Genomic DNA, 17,962 nt, shown 5'->3' with positions numbered 1-17,962 from the left:
AAATTATCTGTTCCCTCTACGTACCCTTTAATCCTTATTTTGAAACAGAATAATTAACTATAACCACTATGTTAACAAATATTCGTTCGTTTTGTAAAAAATTAACGATTTCATTATTAATTAACATAAATTTTAAATTTGTTTAACGTGTAATTTCGCTATGGCGAAATCAGTAGGAGGTTTAACATTGATTACAGTAGAAAATGCTAAAATTAATGACATTCCTTTTTTGCATATAGTTTGTGCGAACAAACGAGAGGAAAAACTACCGTTAGTGATATTTATTCACGGTTTTTCAAGCAGGAAGGAGTTTAATCTGCATTATGCTTACCTTCTTGCTGAAAAAGGGTTCCGTGTTGTACTGCCTGAGGCGCTACATCATGGGGAAAGAAGTATCGGTTTAACAGGACAGCAATTAAATATCCACTTTTGGGATATAATTATTCAAACAATAGAAGAGCTTGCTAAAGTAAAGGACTTTTTTGAAGAAAAGAAATTGATTGACCCAGAAAGAATAGGTGTTGTCGGTACATCAATGGGCGGTATTATTACATTAGGTTCACTTTCGCAGTATTCCTGGATTAAGGCAGCAGTGAGCTTAATGGGGATGCCATATTATGAAAAGTTTGCTCTTCAGCAAATTGATGAACTTAAACGCAATGGAATTGATCTTCCTTTAACAGAGGAAGAGATGACTCAACTAATGAACAAAATTAGAAATCTTGATTTAAGCTTACAGCCGGAAAAGCTTAATAACAGGCCGTTGCTGTTCTGGCATGGCAAGCAGGATTCAGTAGTACCATTTGGCCCTGCCTTTCATTTTTATGAAACGGTTAGACCTTTATATGATGAAGTGCCTAATTATCTACAGTTTATTAGTGAGGAAAAAGCAGGTCATAAGGTTAGCACGAATGGAGTTTTAGAAACAGTAAAATGGTTTGAAACACATTTATTGTCAAAGTGATGCTAATCATTCATTATTCAAATTATTTTTGATAAGATAGCATAAGATACATAGAAGAAGGAGTGTTTGAAATGGATCAAGATTTAAAGGACAGTATTATGGGAGCACTTGAGCTCGTTGTTGACCCTGAACTTGGTGTGGATATCGTAAATCTTGGATTAGTTTACGATGTAAAAATGGATGACGCTGGAACAGTAACTATCGATATGACACTAACATCAATGGGCTGTCCTCTAGCTGGAACAATTGTTGATAATGTTAAGAGTGCTTTGGCTGATATTCCGGAAGTAAAGGATACGGAAGTTAATATTGTTTGGAATCCGCCATGGTCCAAGGATAGAATGTCCCGATATGCGAAGATTGCATTAGGGGTTCGGTAGAGGTGAATACTGTTGAAGAATAAAGTCATTCTTGTAAGCTCAGATCAGCTTGGCAAAGGTGATAAAGAACTAGGTGAAGGAGTTCTTGAAACTTTCTTTACTTTACTTAAGCAGAGAGAGGAATTGCCTGTGGCTATCTTCTGCATGAACAGCGGTGTTCTTACATTAACTGAAAAATCTTTTGTTTCTGTTCACTTGAAAGAACTTGAGGAAAAGGGCGTAGATGTAATTGCTTGTAAAACATGTGTTGATTATTACGATGTTGAAAATCAATTAATCGCCGGCAAAATTAGCGGGATGCCTGTATTCCTCGATTTGGCAGCGAAATATGAAGTGATCACAATTTCTTAGACAGCAGGGGCTCAAATGTCCTGCTGTTTTTTGTTTCATATTAGCTTTTGGAAAACAATAGTGAAAAATCTCACTATTGTTCTCGAATATTTCACTTATAATACGTTATAAGAGCGATTTAACAGTATTGCCTTCTAATTAGGGCATACTAAAAGCAGGAAATAAATTAGTTAGATTGCTTATAATGGTCACTCTTAATTTGGAGCTGATTGGATGGAAAAAACAATGATAAAAGATCAATTAAACAGGACACTAAGAAATTTACGGATTTCTGTAATAGATCGCTGTAACTTTCGATGCACGTACTGTATGCCTGCTGAAAAATTTGGTCCTGATTTTGCATTTTTGCCGAAAGGCGAGCTTTTAACATATGAAGAAATTGAACAGCTTGCGAAAGTATTTGTGGAGCTTGGTGTAGAGAAAATTAGACTTACTGGCGGTGAACCGCTTCTTCGTAAGGATTTGCCTACTCTAGTTAAAAAGCTGGCAGATGGAAAATTTTCACCTGCTTATTTAATGGGGAAGGTCATGATATAAAAGGGTTTATGAGAAATGGAGCTACAGAGAATGACATAAAACAGAGAATAATTGATATTTGGAGCAAGCGAAATGATCGCTATTCAGATGAACGTACCGAGGAAACGGCACAAAATCGAAAGAAAATTGAGATGTCCTATATTGGCGGATAGTTGCCTCAGTTTGGCTCAGAGTTTCGTATTTAATCTATATATACCTAGGAAATAATATATTATTTTCTAAATGTACATGCATAAATGTTTGTTCCTCCAGCATTTCAAGTCGCTTATAAACAAGAGTATAAGTACCACAAGAAGCGTAAGGAAGCTTATAGTCAGAAGTAACCGATCTAAGAGCTTTTAATAGTTCACCAGCATGGTCATGTTCATTTTCGAGTTCTTTAATATATCGGATCATCTCGTCTGCATTATCAATCGTAGAGTCTTCTAATTTTTTTAACATTGGAAAGACAATGTCCTCTTCTTTTGATGTATGCTCAATCATTTCTTTTTTGAATTCAAAAAATAATTCATTTACCTTGATTAATTCGGGATGGAGGTCTCCATGTACTTTTGTCACCTTGGTCACATAAGGACTAAGCTGAGCAAGTTCATCTAATAGAGGACGGTGATAATGCTCCTTCACATGATTAATAATTTCTTCTGTAGAACTATCAGTCCACACTTCTACATCATCCTTTTGATTTTCCTCTTTATGATATATCCCTTGTAAATCTGCCATCAATTTCTCAATATTAACAGACTGGGCAGCGACAGCTGTAATTAAAGGTGTGTTACCACCACAGCAAAAATCTATCCGATAGCGTTTAAAAACATCACTTGTTTTAGGCTGTATATTAACGATATCCTTGACTAATGTTGTTTCAGAAAAAGGTAAGCTCATGTAAATAATCCCCCTTCAATTAATTTGTAAACTTACAATATAATCATAATGAATTTCTTGATAAGACATGGTGACCGGCATCACACTTTTAGATTTTTTTTAGTAAAACATGAGCACCTTATTTTGTTGAATCATTTTCCATACACCTATAATATAAAGATAGAGTAGTCCTTAGGAGCTGATCAAATTGGTTGAGAGAAGAACGCCAATTCCTGTTGGAGAAGCTGTTCAGCGGGTAATGAAATTTCAAAAAACAGGCCAAACAGAATACGTTTCAATAAATGACAGCTTTGGCCGGTATTTAGCGAAGGATATTACAGCAACAAATGATGTGCCTCATTTTAATCGGTCCCCATATGATGGGTTTGCTGTGAGGGCAATTGACACGAAGGAAGCCTCACAGAATCATCCTGTTGAGTTTGAAGTGATTGATCACATCGGTGCTGGTTCAGTTACAGGGAAAAAGGTTGAGGCCTTTCAGGCAGTTAGAATTATGACTGGAGCACAAATGCCAGAAGAATGTGACGCTGTTGTGATGCTAGAATTAACTAATGGGTATGAAAAAGACGGAAAACCATATATGTCGATTAAACGTTCATTTAATTCGGGGGATAATATTTCGTTCCGAGGTGAGGACGCTAAAGAAGGCGATATCCTTATTACAAAGGGAACGAAGATCAATCCTGGCGTCCAAGCGATTCTTGCGACTTTTGGCTATGCAAAAGTACCGGTTGCCAAAAAGCCTCTTGTTGGATTATTTGCAACAGGTACAGAGCTGCTAGATGTGGATGATCCTTTGGAGCCAGGGAAAATTAGAAATAGTAACTCCTATATGATTGCTGCACAAATTGAACGTGCAGGTGCAGAAGTTCAATATTTTGGTAAACTTCCAGATGAATTCGAAACTTGCTTTAGCGCACTTAAAACGGCTTTAAGCAAGGTAGATATGTTAATTACGACCGGCGGGGTGTCAGTGGGGGATTTTGATTATCTTCCAGCCATTTATGAGAAATTGAATGCAGAAGTTCTATTTAATAAAGTGGCAATGCGGCCAGGCAGTGTAACGACAGTAGCGCAGCTGAATGGCAAGCTATTATTTGGCTTATCAGGCAATCCATCAGCATGCTATGTTGGTTTTGAGCTTTTTTCAAGACCAATCATTAGAAAAATGCTGTTTGCAAATAAACCTCATTTACGGAAAGAAACGGCAGTACTTATGGCTGATTTCCCAAAGGCGAATCCATTTACTCGTTTCGTGAGAAGCGCTTTAACAATTAAAGATGGAAAAATAATTGTTGCTCCAAGCGGAGTGGATAAATCCAATATTGTGATGAGCCTTGCGGGAGCTAATTCGCTCATGGTTCTTCCTGGTGGAACAAGAGGCTTCGAAACGGGCAATGAAGTAGATGTTTTGCTTCTTGAGGATTTTGATGGCAGCGAATGGCCATGGTAAAAGCCCCTTTTGTGTATCAAGTAGTCGGGTATCAAAATAGCGGCAAAACGACAATTGTAAATAAACTTATTCAACACTTAGCTTCACATAAATTGCAAGTTGCAACAATAAAACATCATGGACATGGGGGAAGGCCGGAATTAATTGAATCGAAGGATTCCAGTCAGCATATCTCCTCTGGAGCACTTGCATCAATTGTTGAAGGGGACGGCAGATTGCTTCTTCAAGCGGAAAAAAATCATTGGACGCTTCAAGAGCATATCGCCATTTTATATCAATTTAATCCAGATATTATTCTAATTGAAGGCTTTAAACAAGCTGATTTTCCGAAGACTGTCATTTTGAAGGATCACAAAAGCAAAACGCTTTTAACGTCATTAACGAACATAAAATCCATTTTGTATTGGGATGAAGCAACAATTAGGGAAATACAAACTTCAATCCCTTGCTTCAATATTCATGATCATTCAGGTGAAAACTGGGTGACAAATTATATCATGAGCGAGTATAGCAAATAAATATATAGGTAAAACCGCTTAGAAAAAAACTCTCTAAGCGGTTTATCATGTTTTATAATCATTCAATATTACAAACTTCAACAGGGCAGTTTTCACAGTCTATTTCATTTTTTAAATACGCTAGGTTATGAATCGTAATAATTCCCTTCTCAACAGAAACGATTTCTTTTCTTCGAAGCTCACCTAGCATTCGATTAACAACCTCTCTGGAAGTACCGCAAAAATTAGCAAGCTCTTGATTAGTCAAAGGAATGTTAATTGTTATTCCTAGTTCGGAAAACTCTCCATAACTATTTGATAATCTAATTAGAGTTGAATATAATGCTCCCTTTTTTCCGTGGAGAATGAGGTCTCTAAATTTTGTTTGGGCTTTCCGATATTGAAGACTTGTCCATTTCATTAACTCAATTGCCAGCTGATGCTCTTTCTTTAATCTTTCCTCGAGTTCATATTGTGAAATGACAGTAACCTCTCCGCTTTCCATAACTTTTGCGTTCAGCATATATTTTGGTGATGAACAAAAAAGAGCTAATTCACCAATTAAATCCCCATTAGAACACATTCTCAAAGTAAGCTCCCTGCCATCAGGAACTATTTTGCTAATTTGAATTAACCCGCTTTCGATAATAAATAGTTCATTAGCTTTCATTCCTTCCTGAAAAAGGAAAGTGCCTTTTTCTACTTTACGTTTATGATTTTCAGTCAACAATAACGCTTGTAGTTCATTAGAAAACTCTGACAAGGCCTCCATATGTTAATAAACCACCTTTTCCCGTATTCTCTGTCCGTGGGAAAAACGAACTAATTATGTTCATTATAAAGCAATCTAAAGGGATAATATCACTATTATTTTGTAAAGTTTAAAAACTTCAAGAAAAACAGTTGATTTTATTTTCTTAACTTTCTATAATAAGAGAAATAAAATTTATATTTATAAATAAAAATGATTAAATATACAAAGATGAATGAGGGAGAAGCGATGAAGGTTTCGATTATTGGAACAACGGGGTATGGAGGAGCAGAGCTGCTGAGAATATTGCAGCGTCATCCTGAATTTCATATACAATCTATACATTCAACTAAAGAAGATATTCCAATATGGACGGAATATCCTCACCTTTATGACATTATTGATCACAATCTACAAAACATAAATACAAGCAAAATAGCTGAAAGCTCAGATATTGTTTTTCTTGCTACCCCTTCAGGAATATCCGGAAAATTAGCTGCTGAATTTGTAAATGAGGATATGACCGCTATTGATCTATCGGGAGATTTAAGATTACCTGCAGATACATATGAAACCTGGTACAAACACGAACCAGTCAATACAGAACTATATGAAAGGGCAGTGTATGGACTATCTGAATGGTATAAGGAAGAAATTAAAGGTGCTAAGCTTATCGCTAATCCTGGCTGTTACCCGACCGCCGCGCTGCTTGGTCTTGCCCCAGTCGTTAAAGAAAAACTCATCAATCCATCCAGTATTATCATTGATGCAAAATCAGGAGTTTCCGGTGCAGGAAGATCATTAACACGGAATACGAGCTTTGCAGAAGCAAATGAGAATTTAAGAGTGTATAAAGTAAATGAACATCAGCATACACCCGAAATCGAGAGTCAGCTTCTTAAATGGAATGAACAGATTAATCCAATTACTTTTACAACACATCTGCTCCCGATTACAAGGGGAATTATGACAACTGCGTACGTTCAGGTACCAGAAGAACTGAATACCGCTCAAGTGCTTGAGCTATATAAAGAAACTTACAAGGATAAACCATTTATTCGCATCAGACCAGAAAGTCACTATCCTTCGATTAAGGAAGTTTCGGGTTCTAATTACTGTGATATTGGATTGCATGTCGATTCACGAACTGGAAGATTAACAATTGTCACAGTCATTGATAATTTAATGAAGGGTGCAGCTGGGCAGGCTGTGCAAAATGCAAATATTATATGTGGGTTTAATGAAACGACAGGTTTAGATTTTATTCCGATGTATCCATAAGGGGGAAACAAAAATGCAAGTAATTTCTCAAACTGTACCCATTAAAGAAGATAAAGAAGGAAGTATTATTTCTCCAAAAGGCTTTTTAACTGATGGGGTTCATGCAGGGCTACGATATTCAAAAAAAGATATAGGAGTTATTATTAGCGAAATTCCAACAAATTGTGCAGCGGTTTATACAACTAGCCATTTTCAGGCAGCACCGTTAAAAGTGACTCAAGAAAGTATAGCAGTTGAGAAAAAGCTGCAGGCAGTCGTTGTGAACAGTGCATGTGCAAATGCTTGTACTGGGGAAAAAGGAATAAAAGATGCTTTTCAAATGCGAAAGTGGACAGCAGATAAATTTGGATTAAAGGAGCATTATGTGGCAGTAGCTTCTACAGGGGTAATTGGCGAATATTTGCCAATGGATAAAATCGAATCAGGAATTGAAAATCTTCACCCAGACAGAGATTCCGTACATTCTAATAGCTTCCAGACAGCTATATTAACAACTGATATTGTAATGAAAAATTGCTGTTATTCTACTGTAATCGATGGATTGACTGTAATGATGGGCGGAGCAGCAAAAGGCTCAGGTATGATTAACCCAAATATGGCAACGATGCTTGGATTCATAACGACAGATGCAAATATTGAGAGTGAGCATTTGCAAGCTGCTTTAGCACAAGTAACAGAAACGACATTTAACCAAATTACAGTGGATGGAGATACTTCAACAAACGATATGGTCCTTGTAATGGCGAATGGCTTAAGTGGCAACCAGTCTCTATCACCTGAGCACCCTGAATGGGATGCATTTCTTCAATTACTAGGAAAAACATGTGAAAGTCTTGCTAAGCAAATTGCAAAGGATGGAGAAGGTGCAACTAAGCTAATTGAAGTAGAAGTAAAAGGTGCTGCTAGTGATCTTGATGCAAGAAAGGTTGCAAAGCAAATTGTCGGTTCAAACTTAGTGAAAACAGCTGTGTATGGAGAAGATGCGAACTGGGGAAGAATTATCGGAGCAATAGGACAATCAGACGTATGTGTGAACCCTAACTCTGTTGATATTGCCATAGGCCCAATAACAATGCTAAAGAACAGTGAACCGCAAATGTTTTCAGAGGAAGTGGCTAGCGAATATCTTCGAAATCATACAATCCAAATTTTTGTTGATCTTCATCAGGGTGATGGAATCGGGATGGCATGGGGCTGTGATCTAAGCTATGATTACGTCAAAATTAACGCAAGCTATCGGTCATAGGGGGAATTACTCATGAAAACCATTGTCATTAAATGTGGCGGAAGTGTCATGGATGAGTTAACCCCTGCATTTTTTGAAAGCTTAGTAGAATTAGAGAATCAAGGCTATCGGCTAATATTTGTACATGGCGGTGGGCCAGATATTAATCGGATGCTTGATCTTTTTCAAGTGCCACATGAATTTGTTGATGGGCTCCGAAAAACAACAGCTCAAGCGATGGAAGTAGTTGAAATGGTTTTATCTGGCCAAACGAATAGGAAGCTTGTTGCAAAGCTTGAGTCTTATGGATTAAAGAGCTTTGGTTTGAATGGAAGCGACGGCGGTTTTTTGCATGCAGATTTTATTGATGAAGATAAGCTGGGCTTTGTAGGCAATGTGACAAAAGTGAATAAGGATGTTATTACAATGCTTTTACAAGAAAAATTTACACCAGTCATAACCCCTATTGCTATCACACAAAATGGAGTCAAATTAAATATTAATGCAGACTTTGCTGCTGCTGCTGTTGCAAATGCCCTTGAAGTGGAACACTGTATTTTTGTTACAGATGTAGATGGAATATTAATTGACGGTAAGCTCGTCCACCAAACTGATATAAGTGAAATTGATAAATATATCGAAGAGGAAAAGATTACGGGTGGTATGATCCCAAAAGTAAAATCTGCTATGGCATCCATCGAAAAAGGAATTAGCAGCGTCATGATCGTTTCGGGTAAGAAAAAGTTCTTCAATGGATTACAATGGATCGGTACTGAAATCAATGGTAAAGAGAGGGTTTTAAAATGAGCCACTTATTTCCGACATATGCCCGATGGGAGGTTGAGCCAGAAAAGGCTGAGGGCTGTTTTATTATTGGAAAAGACGGAAAACAATATTTGGATTTTACATCTGGAATTGGTGTATGTAACCTAGGTCATCGGCCAGAGGCTGTGCAAAAGGCGATATCTAGTCAACTAAATCGTTTCTGGCATGTTTCCAATCTATTTATTCAGGGGGAACAAGAAAAAGCTGCAGAATTATTGGCAAACGCTGCTAAAATGGATTTTGTGTTTTTTGCGAATAGTGGAGCTGAAGCTAATGAAGGGGCAATTAAGCTTGCTCGAAAGACTACGGGCAGGAAGAAAATTATTACTTTTACGAACTCATTCCATGGGCGAACTTTTGCAACTATGTCGGCAACGGGGCAGGACAAAATTAAAACAGGCTTTGGGCCAATGCTTGAAACATTTATTTACTTGCCTTTCAATGATTTAGACGCATTGAAGAAAGCAATCGATCACGAAACAGCTGCTGTCATGCTTGAAATTATCCAGGGTGAAGGTGGCATTTATGTAGGGAAACCAGAATTTTTAGAAGGAATTCAACAATTGTGCAAACAGTTTGGAGCACTGTTAATAATAGATGAAATTCAGACCGGGATTGGTCGTACTGGTGCACCTTTTGCATTCCAGCATTTCAATTTATCTCCTGACATTGTCACTTCTGCCAAGGGGTTAGGAAATGGGTTGCCTATTGGTGCTGTAATTGGTACAAAACAACTTGAAAAAGTTTTTGGACCAGGAAGCCATGGATCAACATTCGGGGGAAATCCTCTTTCGATAGCAGCAGCTATTGCGACGATGGAAACGGTTTTCCAAGAAGGGTTTTTAGAGAATGTCGAGACTGTCAGCCACTACTTAATTGAAAAATTGAATAATACAATTGGTGCACTGCCGGAAATTATTGAAATTAGAAATGTAGGATTAATGATTGGAATAGAGACAACGATTGAGTTGCCTCTATTATTAAAGAAACTTAGAGAAGGTGGCTTATTAGCATTACCTGCAGGTAATAATGTCTTGAGGCTGCTGCCTCCATTAACTGTGTCAGAAGCAGAAATTGATCAAGCAGCAGAAATCATTCAATCAGTTGTAAAAAGTTTTTCAAAAACAGCCGTCTAGGCTGATTCTTTTTAAAGTATAATGCATAAAAATGAATATACTTAAATAAATATTCATATATATTAGCATTTTTCTTTAAGAATCACGTGTTTTTATTGATCTATTTATGAAAAGATTGCTTGGGAAATAATTTGTTGTAAAAAATTGTAAAAGAAAAGGAGTGATTGAATTGGCTATTTCAATTCAAACAGCAGATAAAAAACTAAATATTAAAGGAAATGATTTTCTAGCATTAGCAGATTTTTCACCGGAAGTAATTAGCGGACTGCTTTTAAAAGCAAAAAAGCTTAAAAATGCAGCATTGCTTGGCGAACATATTGCTCCCTTACAGGGTAAAATTTTGGGAATGATCTTTGAGAAATCTTCAACACGCACAAGAGTATCCTTTGAAGCAGGAATGATTCAGCTTGGTGGCCAGGCATTATATTTAAATAGTCAAGACCTTCAATTGGGGAGAGGAGAAACGATTGCAGATACAGCAAAGGTTTTATCTCATTATGTAGATGGTATTATGATTCGTACATTTTCTCATAATACAATCGAGGAACTCGCTCATCACGCAACTATTCCGGTGATCAATGGGCTGACAGATTTATTTCACCCGTGCCAGGCGTTGGCTGACTTACTAACATTACAGGAAACAAAGGGTGAATTACGCGGATTAAATCTAGCGTATGTAGGGGATGGAAATAATGTGGCTCATTCACTTATGATTGGTGCAGCGAAATTAGGTGTAAATATTGCTATTGCCACCCCTTCAGGATATGAGCCAAATGAAGAAATTGTGAAAAGAGCAAAGGAATTTGCAGCATTTAGTGGATCGAAAATTATTATTACAAATAATCCTGTCGAAGCAGTAGAAGGTGCAGATTCCATTTATACAGATGTCTGGACCAGCATGGGGCAGGAAGCTGAAAATGAAAAAAGACTAAAAGCATTTTCAAGCTTTCAAGTTAATGATGGACTTGTTCAAAACGCAAAGAAAGACTTTACATTCCTTCACTGTTTACCTGCGCATAGAGGGGAAGAAGTGTCAGCTGAAGTGATTGATGGTCCAAATTCTGCTGTATTCCAGCAAGCAGGAAACCGCCTCCATGTACAAAAAGCACTGCTCTCAGAAATATTATAAGAATTGAGGCTCACCGTTTGCCCCGCGGAAAGCGAAGCGTCTGGAACGGAAATCAACGAAACATGTTAATAAGGCCAAACAAAAGAGGGTGTCCCTAAAAGAGTTATACTTTTGGAACCCCTCTTTTTTGCAACTTTGTAAAGAACTTCAGGAAGAAAAAATGTGAAACTAACCATATGGTAAAAAGTCCCTTCATGATGATTTTTTTAGGTGGAAATAATAACAATGATTCTTAAAATAAGGGGGTATCGAAATGGGCCAAAATCGTCAATTCAAGGCAGGTCAACGAGCACCAAATAACGGTATTTATATTGAAATCGGCGAAACAGGAAGCAATGTGAATAATCCGCAAAGACTTAAGCTTAGGGCAGGAGATAGATTTCCAGAAAACTCCAATCACAATCGTGTTTGGACATACGAACGTAAGCCGTAATTCATTATTTTTTTGTAAACTTAAGCCATCCAATTTGTGGATGGCTTTACATATTGCTATAATATTTCCAAAGGTCAATAAAGGTCAGAACGGAGGGCAGATATGGATCTAAATAGAATGACTGAACGGATGCAGGAAGGATTTATTGAAGCTCAAAATATAGCAGTAAGACAAAAACATCAAGAAGTAGATGATGTTCATTTACTACTAGCTCTGCTAAGACAAGATAGCAGTCTAATTGTCTCAATTCTAGAAAGACTTCAAGTATCCGTTGAAAGAATAGTTTCCGGTTTGGAATTAATTCTTAAGAAGAAACCGCAAGTTTCTGGGAGCGGCATTGAAAAGGGGAAGCTTTATATTACAAGCAATCTTCAACGAATTCTTGCTGAGGCAGATGCTATTATGCGAAAGTTAAATGATGAATATCTTTCGGTAGAGCATGTACTGCTAGCTATAGCTGAATCCTCTTCAGAGACAGCACAGATACTAAAAAATGAAGGTGCAAATAAACAGAAGCTAGAGGCTGCTATTAAGGAAATAAGGGGGAATCAAAGAGTGACATCGCAAAATCCTGAAGCAACATATGATGCTTTAAAGAAATATGGGAGAGATTTAGTAGAAGAAGTAAAGGCAGGGAAAGTCGACCCTGTCATTGGCAGAGATAGTGAGATCCGTAATGTAATTCGAATACTTTCTCGAAAAACGAAAAACAATCCCGTTTTAATTGGAGAACCAGGAGTAGGGAAAACAGCGATAGTAGAAGGGCTGGCCCAAAGAATAGTAAGGCGGGATGTTCCAGAAGGATTAAAAGATAAAACGATCTTTTCACTCGATATGAGCTCACTTATTGCTGGAGCCAAGTTTAGAGGTGAGTTCGAAGAGCGTCTGAAAGCAGTTTTAAATGAAGTGAAAAAAAGCGAAGGAAGAATTCTTCTCTTTATTGATGAAATTCATACGATTGTAGGTGCAGGGAAAACAGATGGGGCAATGGATGCAGGGAATATGCTGAAGCCTATGCTTGCCCGCGGAGAGCTGCATTGTATTGGTGCGACTACCTTGGATGAACATCGGAAATACATTGAAAAAGATCCTGCATTAGAAAGACGTTTTCAGCAGGTCCTTGTACAGGAACCCGATGTAGAAGACTCTATCTCGATTCTAAGAGGATTAAAGGAAAGATATGAGGTTCACCACGGAGTCAATATTCATGATAGGGCTCTTGTTGCAGCCGTTACCTTATCAGATCGATATATTACAGATCGTTTCCTGCCTGATAAAGCAATTGATTTAGTCGATGAAGCATGTGCAATGATCCGAACAGAAATTGATTCAATGCCAACAGAACTCGATGAAGTGACAAGACGAGTGATGCAGCTTGAAATTGAAGAAGCGGCTTTAAGGAAAGAAAGTGATGAGGCGAGTAAAGAGAGATTATTGATCCTGCAAAAGGAATTAGCTGATCAAAAAGAAAAAGCCCACGCCATGAAGGCTAAATGGCAGCAAGAAAAAGAAGGAATTCAGAAGGTGCGCGAAAAAAGAGAACAGCTGGAAAAGCTTCGCCGCGAGCTGGAGAAGGCAGAAAATGAGTATGATTTAAATAAAGCAGCAGAGCTCCGTCATGGAAGAATTCCAAGCTTAGAAAAAGAAGTTAAGCAGCTAGAACAAGAAGTAAATGAGAAGGATGGAGACCGTCTATTACGGGAAGAAGTGACGGAAGAGGAAATTGCAGATATCGTAGCAAGATGGACAGGCATTCCTGTTGCCAAGCTCGTTGAAGGCGAACGAGAAAAGCTGCTAAGGCTCGAGAGTATATTACATGAAAGGGTAATAGGGCAGGTTGAAGCCGTTGAACTTGTATCTGATGCCGTACTTCGTGCTAGAGCGGGGATTAAAGATCCTAATCGTCCAATCGGTTCCTTTATCTTCTTAGGACCGACTGGTGTTGGGAAGACTGAATTAGCGAAGGCTTTAGCGCAAAGTTTATTTGATAGTGAAGATCATATTATTCGAATTGATATGTCTGAATATATGGAGAAACATGCAGTATCAAGATTAATTGGCGCCCCTCCAGGCTATGTTGGCTATGAAGAAGGCGGGCAGCTGACAGAAGCAGTTAGAAGAAATCCCTACTCTGTCATATTATTAGATGAAATTGAAAAAGCTCATCCCGAAGTGTTTAATATTTTATTGCAAATGCTCGATGACGGAAGAATTACAGACTCGCAAGGAAGAACAGTAGATTTTAAAAATACAGTGATCATTATGACCTCAAATATCGGCTCTCAATACTTGCTTGAACGCGTTAACGGAGAAGTGAATATAAATGAAGAAACTCGGAACAAAGTGATGGGGCATTTAAGAGGTCATTTCCGCCCAGAGTTCTTAAATAGGGTTGATGAAATCATATTATTTAAGCCGCTCGATTTGAAAGAAATAAAGGAAATCGTTTCAAAATTAATTAAGCAGCTGCAAGAAAGAGTATCTGATCAGCATATTAAGCTCAATATAACGGAGGAAGCAAAGGAATATATAGCTGAAAACGGGTTTGATCCGGTTTATGGCGCTAGGCCTCTAAAGCGGTTTATCCAAAGAAATGTTGAGACGATATTAGCTCGGAAAATCATTGCTGATGATATTAAAGATTACAGCGAAGTATCCATTTCGGTAGAAAATGATGAAATCAAGTTGAACATTCAATTTAAAAAAAGTGACTCCTAGGAGTCACTTTTTTAACTTAATGAATACTTTCTTTTTCCGCTGGTCCTTCAGGAATGATTGCGGAAACAACGAAAATTAAGATCGTTGTACCGATTGCTAAAATGGATCCAGTTTTGAAATCAAAAGCTACGGCAAGCATTGAGCTAACTACATACGTTAACATTTGAACTAGAAGAAACGTCCAAAAGAAAGTCCAAAAGAATCTCATCGAATTCACCTCTGCATATTAAAATCCCCTATCATATTACCATAACAAGAAGGATTAATAAATGAAACAAATTGAAAAATCATGTTAAACATGTGAATAACCTTTCTTTTAGGGCAGTACAGTAAATAGTTTCCTCTTTATAAACTAGGCTTTCCCCTTATCATTTCATTTGAAGTATCATACATTATTATGAATTAAGAAACAAAGGAGTTTTTTCATTATGGAAAGCCGGAACTTTCAATTGGATACCGAATGGAATATGCTTCATTATCCTGAAAAGCCAAGCGGTTTCGGTATCCTAATTATAGGTGATGACAGGCATTATGTTAATGAGTATGGAAGCTTTTGGACTCAGAATGAAGGAAAGGCAGCTCTAATTAAGACGCTAAAGGAAGAGGGCTATACAATTTTTTATTCAAACCTTTACGGGAAAAACTGGGGTAATGAAAAAGCAGTTAGGCTTGCTAGAAGATTATATGAACATATTATCCGAACAGAGATAATAAATGGGAAAATTCATTTGATAGCAGAAGGAATGGGCGCTTTAGTTGCATTAAAACTTTTGGCTGAAATGGGTCCTATGCACATTCGAACTTGTATTTTCATAAATCCAATCTTATCAATAAAAGATTATATTGAATTAGAAAAGGAGCATAAATTTTTTTATAAGAAATTACTGAAAGAGCTTGCTCAGGCATATGAGATCGATATAAAGCAGATAGAAGCTGAAATCGATACATTTAAAGAAAGCTTTGATAGTACAGTGAATATTCCAATAAAAATTATCCATTTTATGACTGGCGGCAAGTCTTATAAAGAGGCTAAACAAGTAAGGAATCAAACAACTGAACGAAAGGAATCAAAAAGTCCAATCATTATTTGTTACTTACTCCCAGAAAAAAAGCAAGGTATTGGCATCCAAATCGTTCATTTTATGAAGTGTTATGAAACAATTTTATAAGGACTACATTTGTACAGTTTAAAATGAAATAAATGTAAATCAATTTGCATAGGATACACTGAGAATGGTAAGGGAGGCCAGAAAATGGACAGGGCAGTAATTTTTGGGGCATTTCAATTTATTGGTTATCAATTTTGCCGTTCATTGCTAGAACAAGGATTAGAAGTTATTGGGATTCATTCGAGTGATGATGACATAGACGCATATCTTTCTGAAAAGCGGCTTGAAATTGGCCGTAACGCGAACTTTAATGAAAGAAGTCCAACACAATGGATGGATGAAGAAGAATTTAACGGTCGAACAATTATTCTTTTTGATTATTATGAAACTGATATAAATAATCTTCAAGCCTCTATAACAAAAAACTGTTTAATTGAGGAGTTTCTAAATAAAAATCGAGAAAAAATAGATAATATGGATACGAAAATTGTTTCCCTTTTTCCTATTCAATTTTTTGTGCAGCTTAACGATAGGATCGAGCAAGCAAATTCAAATTACAGTCACCGTTTTTTTCTCCCAACTATTTATGGCCCTTGGCAGCCAAATACCTTTTTATTTCAGCAATCCCTTTTAAAAACCATTTTTCCTGATCAGCACATTGTAACTAATGAATGTGAGTGGATCCACGATACACTGTACATTGAAGATATTGTGGATCCAATTATTGAGCTTACAGAGAATAATTGCCCTCAAACGTGGATTTTAAAAAGCGAAACTGTAAATCATTGGGGAAAATGTGCAGATTATCTATCCATCCCTATTGAAGTGATAGAAAAAGTTCAACACAAAGAAATAGTTAATGGACGTATGGTAAACAACACTATTGTGAAAAGCTGTACACATTTTACGGAGGGGCTTGAAAAACAGAAAAGGCAGATAAGGTTGTTACATGATGGATGTATTTAGTAGAATAGGGATAGGGCTTTTCAAAACTTGCTCATTATGGTTAGAATAAAAACAGCAGGATATAGTATATTTGGATATTTTTGGTTTGAATTATCTTAAAATAAGAAGCGGCTTTTATGGAGAGGCGGAACAAAGGAAGATGCAGAAAATTTTTGTTCGGTTTGGGATTCTTCTTTTAAGCCTTCTTTTATTGGTCTCCTGCGGACAAGCAATGTCTTCTGGTAAACTAAAAAAAGCAGGATTACTAGTTCCTGATACGATCAATGATCAAGTATGGGGAACAAAGGGCTATAAAGGAATGTTAAAGATCCAATCCCATTATAATATTGATGTTTACTATAAAGAGGGGATGAATTCAAAGCTAGTAGTTGAAAGAGCTGTTAAGGAGTTTAATCAAAAGGGAGTTAATCTTATTTTTGGTCATGGTAATGAATATGCTGAATATTTTAATGAGATTTCACCTCAATATCCGGATATTCACTTCGTAAGCTTCAATGGAGATGCGGAAAATTCGAATACTACTAGCTTGAACTTTGAAGGGTACGCAATGGGATTTTTCGGTGGTATGATCGCGGGTCATATGACAAAATCTAATTCTATTGGTATTATTGCTGCATACGAATGGCAGCCCGAAATTGAAGGATTTTATGAGGGTGCCAATTATGAAAATCCCAACGCTGATGTAATGATTGAATATGTTGGGAATTGGGATGATGACAAAAAAGCCATTGACCTTTTAGATAAGATTATGGCAAAAGGGGCTGATGTAATTTATCCGGCCGGCGATGGTTATAATGTTCCGGTAATTGAAAAGGTTAAAGAAAAGGGCCATTATGCTATTGGATATATTTCAGATCAGTCTGATCTAGGGGAATCTGCGGTTTTAACTAGTACGATTCAGCATGTGGATGTTTTGTATGAAGTCGTGGCTGATATGTTTAATAAAGGGGAGTTGAAATCTGGGAATTTGTCGTTCGATTTTCAGGATGGTGTCATAACACTAGGGAAATTTAGCTCCCACGTTGATCAAAAATTTATTGATAAAATCAATGCAGCCATTGATGAATATAAAAAAACAGGGGAACTTCCCAATAAATAGCGCTCAGGAGGAATTACATAAGATATGCAATCAGACAAAACAATGCAATTTATGCAAATCGCCATGAAGTATTTGCCAGAGGCGAAACAGCAATTAGACGACGCAGGTGTTGAATTATCTTTAGAAATGATTCAGCCGTTTATGAGCCTTTTTACAAAAGTAATGAGTGAAGCATATGAAATGGGCAAAGCAGATGCATTAGCAGAAAAAGAATAAATTGACAAAA

The 17,962-nt window shown here is 37.1% G+C and carries 20 protein-coding genes and 1 pseudogene; 18 read left to right on the top strand and 3 right to left on the bottom strand.

All coding sequences use genetic code 11. The features are described 5' to 3' along the window. Positions 1-187: 187 nt before the first annotated feature. The 5 genes and pseudogenes from H0173_RS03715 (at position 188) to H0173_RS22605 (ending at position 2,384) form a co-directional block, all read left to right on the top strand. Positions 188-964, top strand: a complete 777-nt coding sequence (locus tag H0173_RS03715; RefSeq protein WP_221844624.1) for an alpha/beta fold hydrolase — start codon at positions 188-190, stop codon at positions 962-964. 71 nt (positions 965-1,035) lie between these two features. After that, complete coding sequence (locus tag H0173_RS03710; RefSeq protein WP_221844622.1) at positions 1,036-1,344, top strand: metal-sulfur cluster assembly factor; 309 nt, start codon at positions 1,036-1,038, stop codon at positions 1,342-1,344. Positions 1,345-1,356: 12 nt separating this feature from the next. Then, the gene (locus H0173_RS03705) at positions 1,357-1,695 is read left to right on the top strand and encodes a DsrE family protein (protein WP_221844620.1); all 339 of its coding nucleotides are present in this window, start codon (positions 1,357-1,359) and stop codon (positions 1,693-1,695) included. Positions 1,696-1,908: 213 nt separating this feature from the next. Next, positions 1,909-2,184, top strand: a pseudogene (locus tag H0173_RS22610) (radical SAM protein); the annotation flags it as partial. A gap of 56 nt (positions 2,185-2,240) precedes the next feature. Further along, positions 2,241-2,384, top strand: coding sequence for a hypothetical protein (locus tag H0173_RS22605; protein ID WP_221844616.1), 144 nt, complete (start codon positions 2,241-2,243; stop codon positions 2,382-2,384). Between the two features lie 34 nt (positions 2,385-2,418). Here the strand turns inward: H0173_RS22605 and ric are convergent, their stop codons facing one another. Further along, the gene (gene ric, locus H0173_RS03690) at positions 2,419-3,114 is read right to left on the bottom strand and encodes an iron-sulfur cluster repair di-iron protein (protein ID WP_221844614.1); all 696 of its coding nucleotides are present in this window, start codon (positions 3,112-3,114) and stop codon (positions 2,419-2,421) included. Positions 3,115-3,301: 187 nt separating this feature from the next. Between ric and H0173_RS03685 the strand changes: the two genes are divergently transcribed. Continuing rightward, positions 3,302-4,567, top strand: coding sequence for a molybdopterin molybdotransferase MoeA (locus tag H0173_RS03685; RefSeq protein WP_221844607.1), 1,266 nt, complete (start codon positions 3,302-3,304; stop codon positions 4,565-4,567). Then, positions 4,555-5,085, top strand: coding sequence for a molybdopterin-guanine dinucleotide biosynthesis protein B (gene mobB, locus H0173_RS03680; protein ID WP_221844605.1), 531 nt, complete (start codon positions 4,555-4,557; stop codon positions 5,083-5,085). Before H0173_RS03685 ends, mobB begins: the two co-directional genes overlap by 13 nt. Positions 5,086-5,143: 58 nt before the next feature. On the opposite strand, the gene H0173_RS03675 is transcribed toward mobB, so the two are convergent. Then, the gene (locus tag H0173_RS03675) at positions 5,144-5,836 is read right to left on the bottom strand and encodes a Crp/Fnr family transcriptional regulator (RefSeq protein WP_221844603.1); all 693 of its coding nucleotides are present in this window, start codon (positions 5,834-5,836) and stop codon (positions 5,144-5,146) included. Between the two features lie 228 nt (positions 5,837-6,064). On the opposite strand from H0173_RS03675, the gene argC reads away from it, so the two are divergent. The 7 genes from argC (at position 6,065) to clpB (ending at position 14,562) form a co-directional block, all read left to right on the top strand. After that, entirely contained in the window at positions 6,065-7,096 is a 1,032-nt protein-coding gene (gene argC, locus H0173_RS03670) for an N-acetyl-gamma-glutamyl-phosphate reductase (RefSeq protein ID WP_221844601.1), read from the top strand. Positions 7,097-7,109: 13 nt separating this feature from the next. Then, the gene (gene argJ, locus H0173_RS03665; protein WP_221844599.1) at positions 7,110-8,342 is read left to right on the top strand and encodes a bifunctional ornithine acetyltransferase/N-acetylglutamate synthase; all 1,233 of its coding nucleotides are present in this window, start codon (positions 7,110-7,112) and stop codon (positions 8,340-8,342) included. 12 nt (positions 8,343-8,354) lie between these two features. Continuing rightward, positions 8,355-9,128, top strand: coding sequence for an acetylglutamate kinase (gene argB / locus H0173_RS03660; protein ID WP_221844597.1), 774 nt, complete (start codon positions 8,355-8,357; stop codon positions 9,126-9,128). Next, the gene (locus H0173_RS03655) at positions 9,125-10,282 is read left to right on the top strand and encodes an acetylornithine transaminase (RefSeq protein ID WP_221844595.1); all 1,158 of its coding nucleotides are present in this window, start codon (positions 9,125-9,127) and stop codon (positions 10,280-10,282) included. Before argB ends, H0173_RS03655 begins: the two co-directional genes overlap by 4 nt. 175 nt (positions 10,283-10,457) lie before the next feature. Beyond that, entirely contained in the window at positions 10,458-11,411 is a 954-nt protein-coding gene (gene argF, locus H0173_RS03650; RefSeq protein ID WP_221844829.1) for an ornithine carbamoyltransferase, read from the top strand. 253 nt (positions 11,412-11,664) lie between these two features. Further along, positions 11,665-11,844 (top strand): YjzC family protein, encoded by a 180-nt coding sequence (locus tag H0173_RS03645; protein WP_221844593.1) that lies wholly within the window; start codon positions 11,665-11,667, stop codon positions 11,842-11,844. Between the two features lie 102 nt (positions 11,845-11,946). Continuing rightward, complete coding sequence (clpB, locus tag H0173_RS03640) at positions 11,947-14,562, top strand: ATP-dependent chaperone ClpB (protein WP_221844591.1); 2,616 nt, start codon at positions 11,947-11,949, stop codon at positions 14,560-14,562. 16 nt (positions 14,563-14,578) lie between these two features. Here clpB and H0173_RS03635 read toward each other — a convergent pair whose 3' ends face one another. Continuing rightward, positions 14,579-14,770 carry a DUF2929 family protein gene (locus H0173_RS03635; protein ID WP_221844589.1) on the bottom strand — a complete coding sequence of 64 codons (192 nt, stop codon included), beginning with the start codon at positions 14,768-14,770 and terminating at the stop codon, positions 14,579-14,581. A gap of 220 nt (positions 14,771-14,990) precedes the next feature. Here H0173_RS03635 and H0173_RS03630 point away from each other — a divergent pair, with 220 nt between their 5' ends. The 4 genes from H0173_RS03630 (at position 14,991) to H0173_RS03615 (ending at position 17,952) form a co-directional block, all read left to right on the top strand. Further along, positions 14,991-15,731, top strand: coding sequence for a lipase family protein (locus H0173_RS03630; RefSeq protein ID WP_221844587.1), 741 nt, complete (start codon positions 14,991-14,993; stop codon positions 15,729-15,731). An 84-nt stretch (positions 15,732-15,815) separates the two neighbouring features. Next, the gene (locus H0173_RS03625; protein WP_221844586.1) at positions 15,816-16,637 is read left to right on the top strand and encodes a Rossmann-fold NAD(P)-binding domain-containing protein; all 822 of its coding nucleotides are present in this window, start codon (positions 15,816-15,818) and stop codon (positions 16,635-16,637) included. Between the two features lie 139 nt (positions 16,638-16,776). Then, entirely contained in the window at positions 16,777-17,736 is a 960-nt protein-coding gene (locus H0173_RS03620) for a BMP family ABC transporter substrate-binding protein (RefSeq protein WP_221844584.1), read from the top strand. 24 nt (positions 17,737-17,760) lie between these two features. Further along, a complete protein-coding gene (locus H0173_RS03615) occupies positions 17,761-17,952 on the top strand; it encodes a ComZ family protein (protein WP_221844582.1) in 192 nt (63 codons plus the stop codon). The last annotated feature ends 10 nt before the right edge of the window (positions 17,953-17,962 follow it).

It is taken from the genome of Bacillus sp. S/N-304-OC-R1 (assembly GCF_019749375.1).
GTDB lineage: Bacteria > Bacillota > Bacilli > Bacillales > Cytobacillaceae > Cytobacillus.
This window is presented reverse-complemented; position numbering and strand designations above follow the sequence as displayed.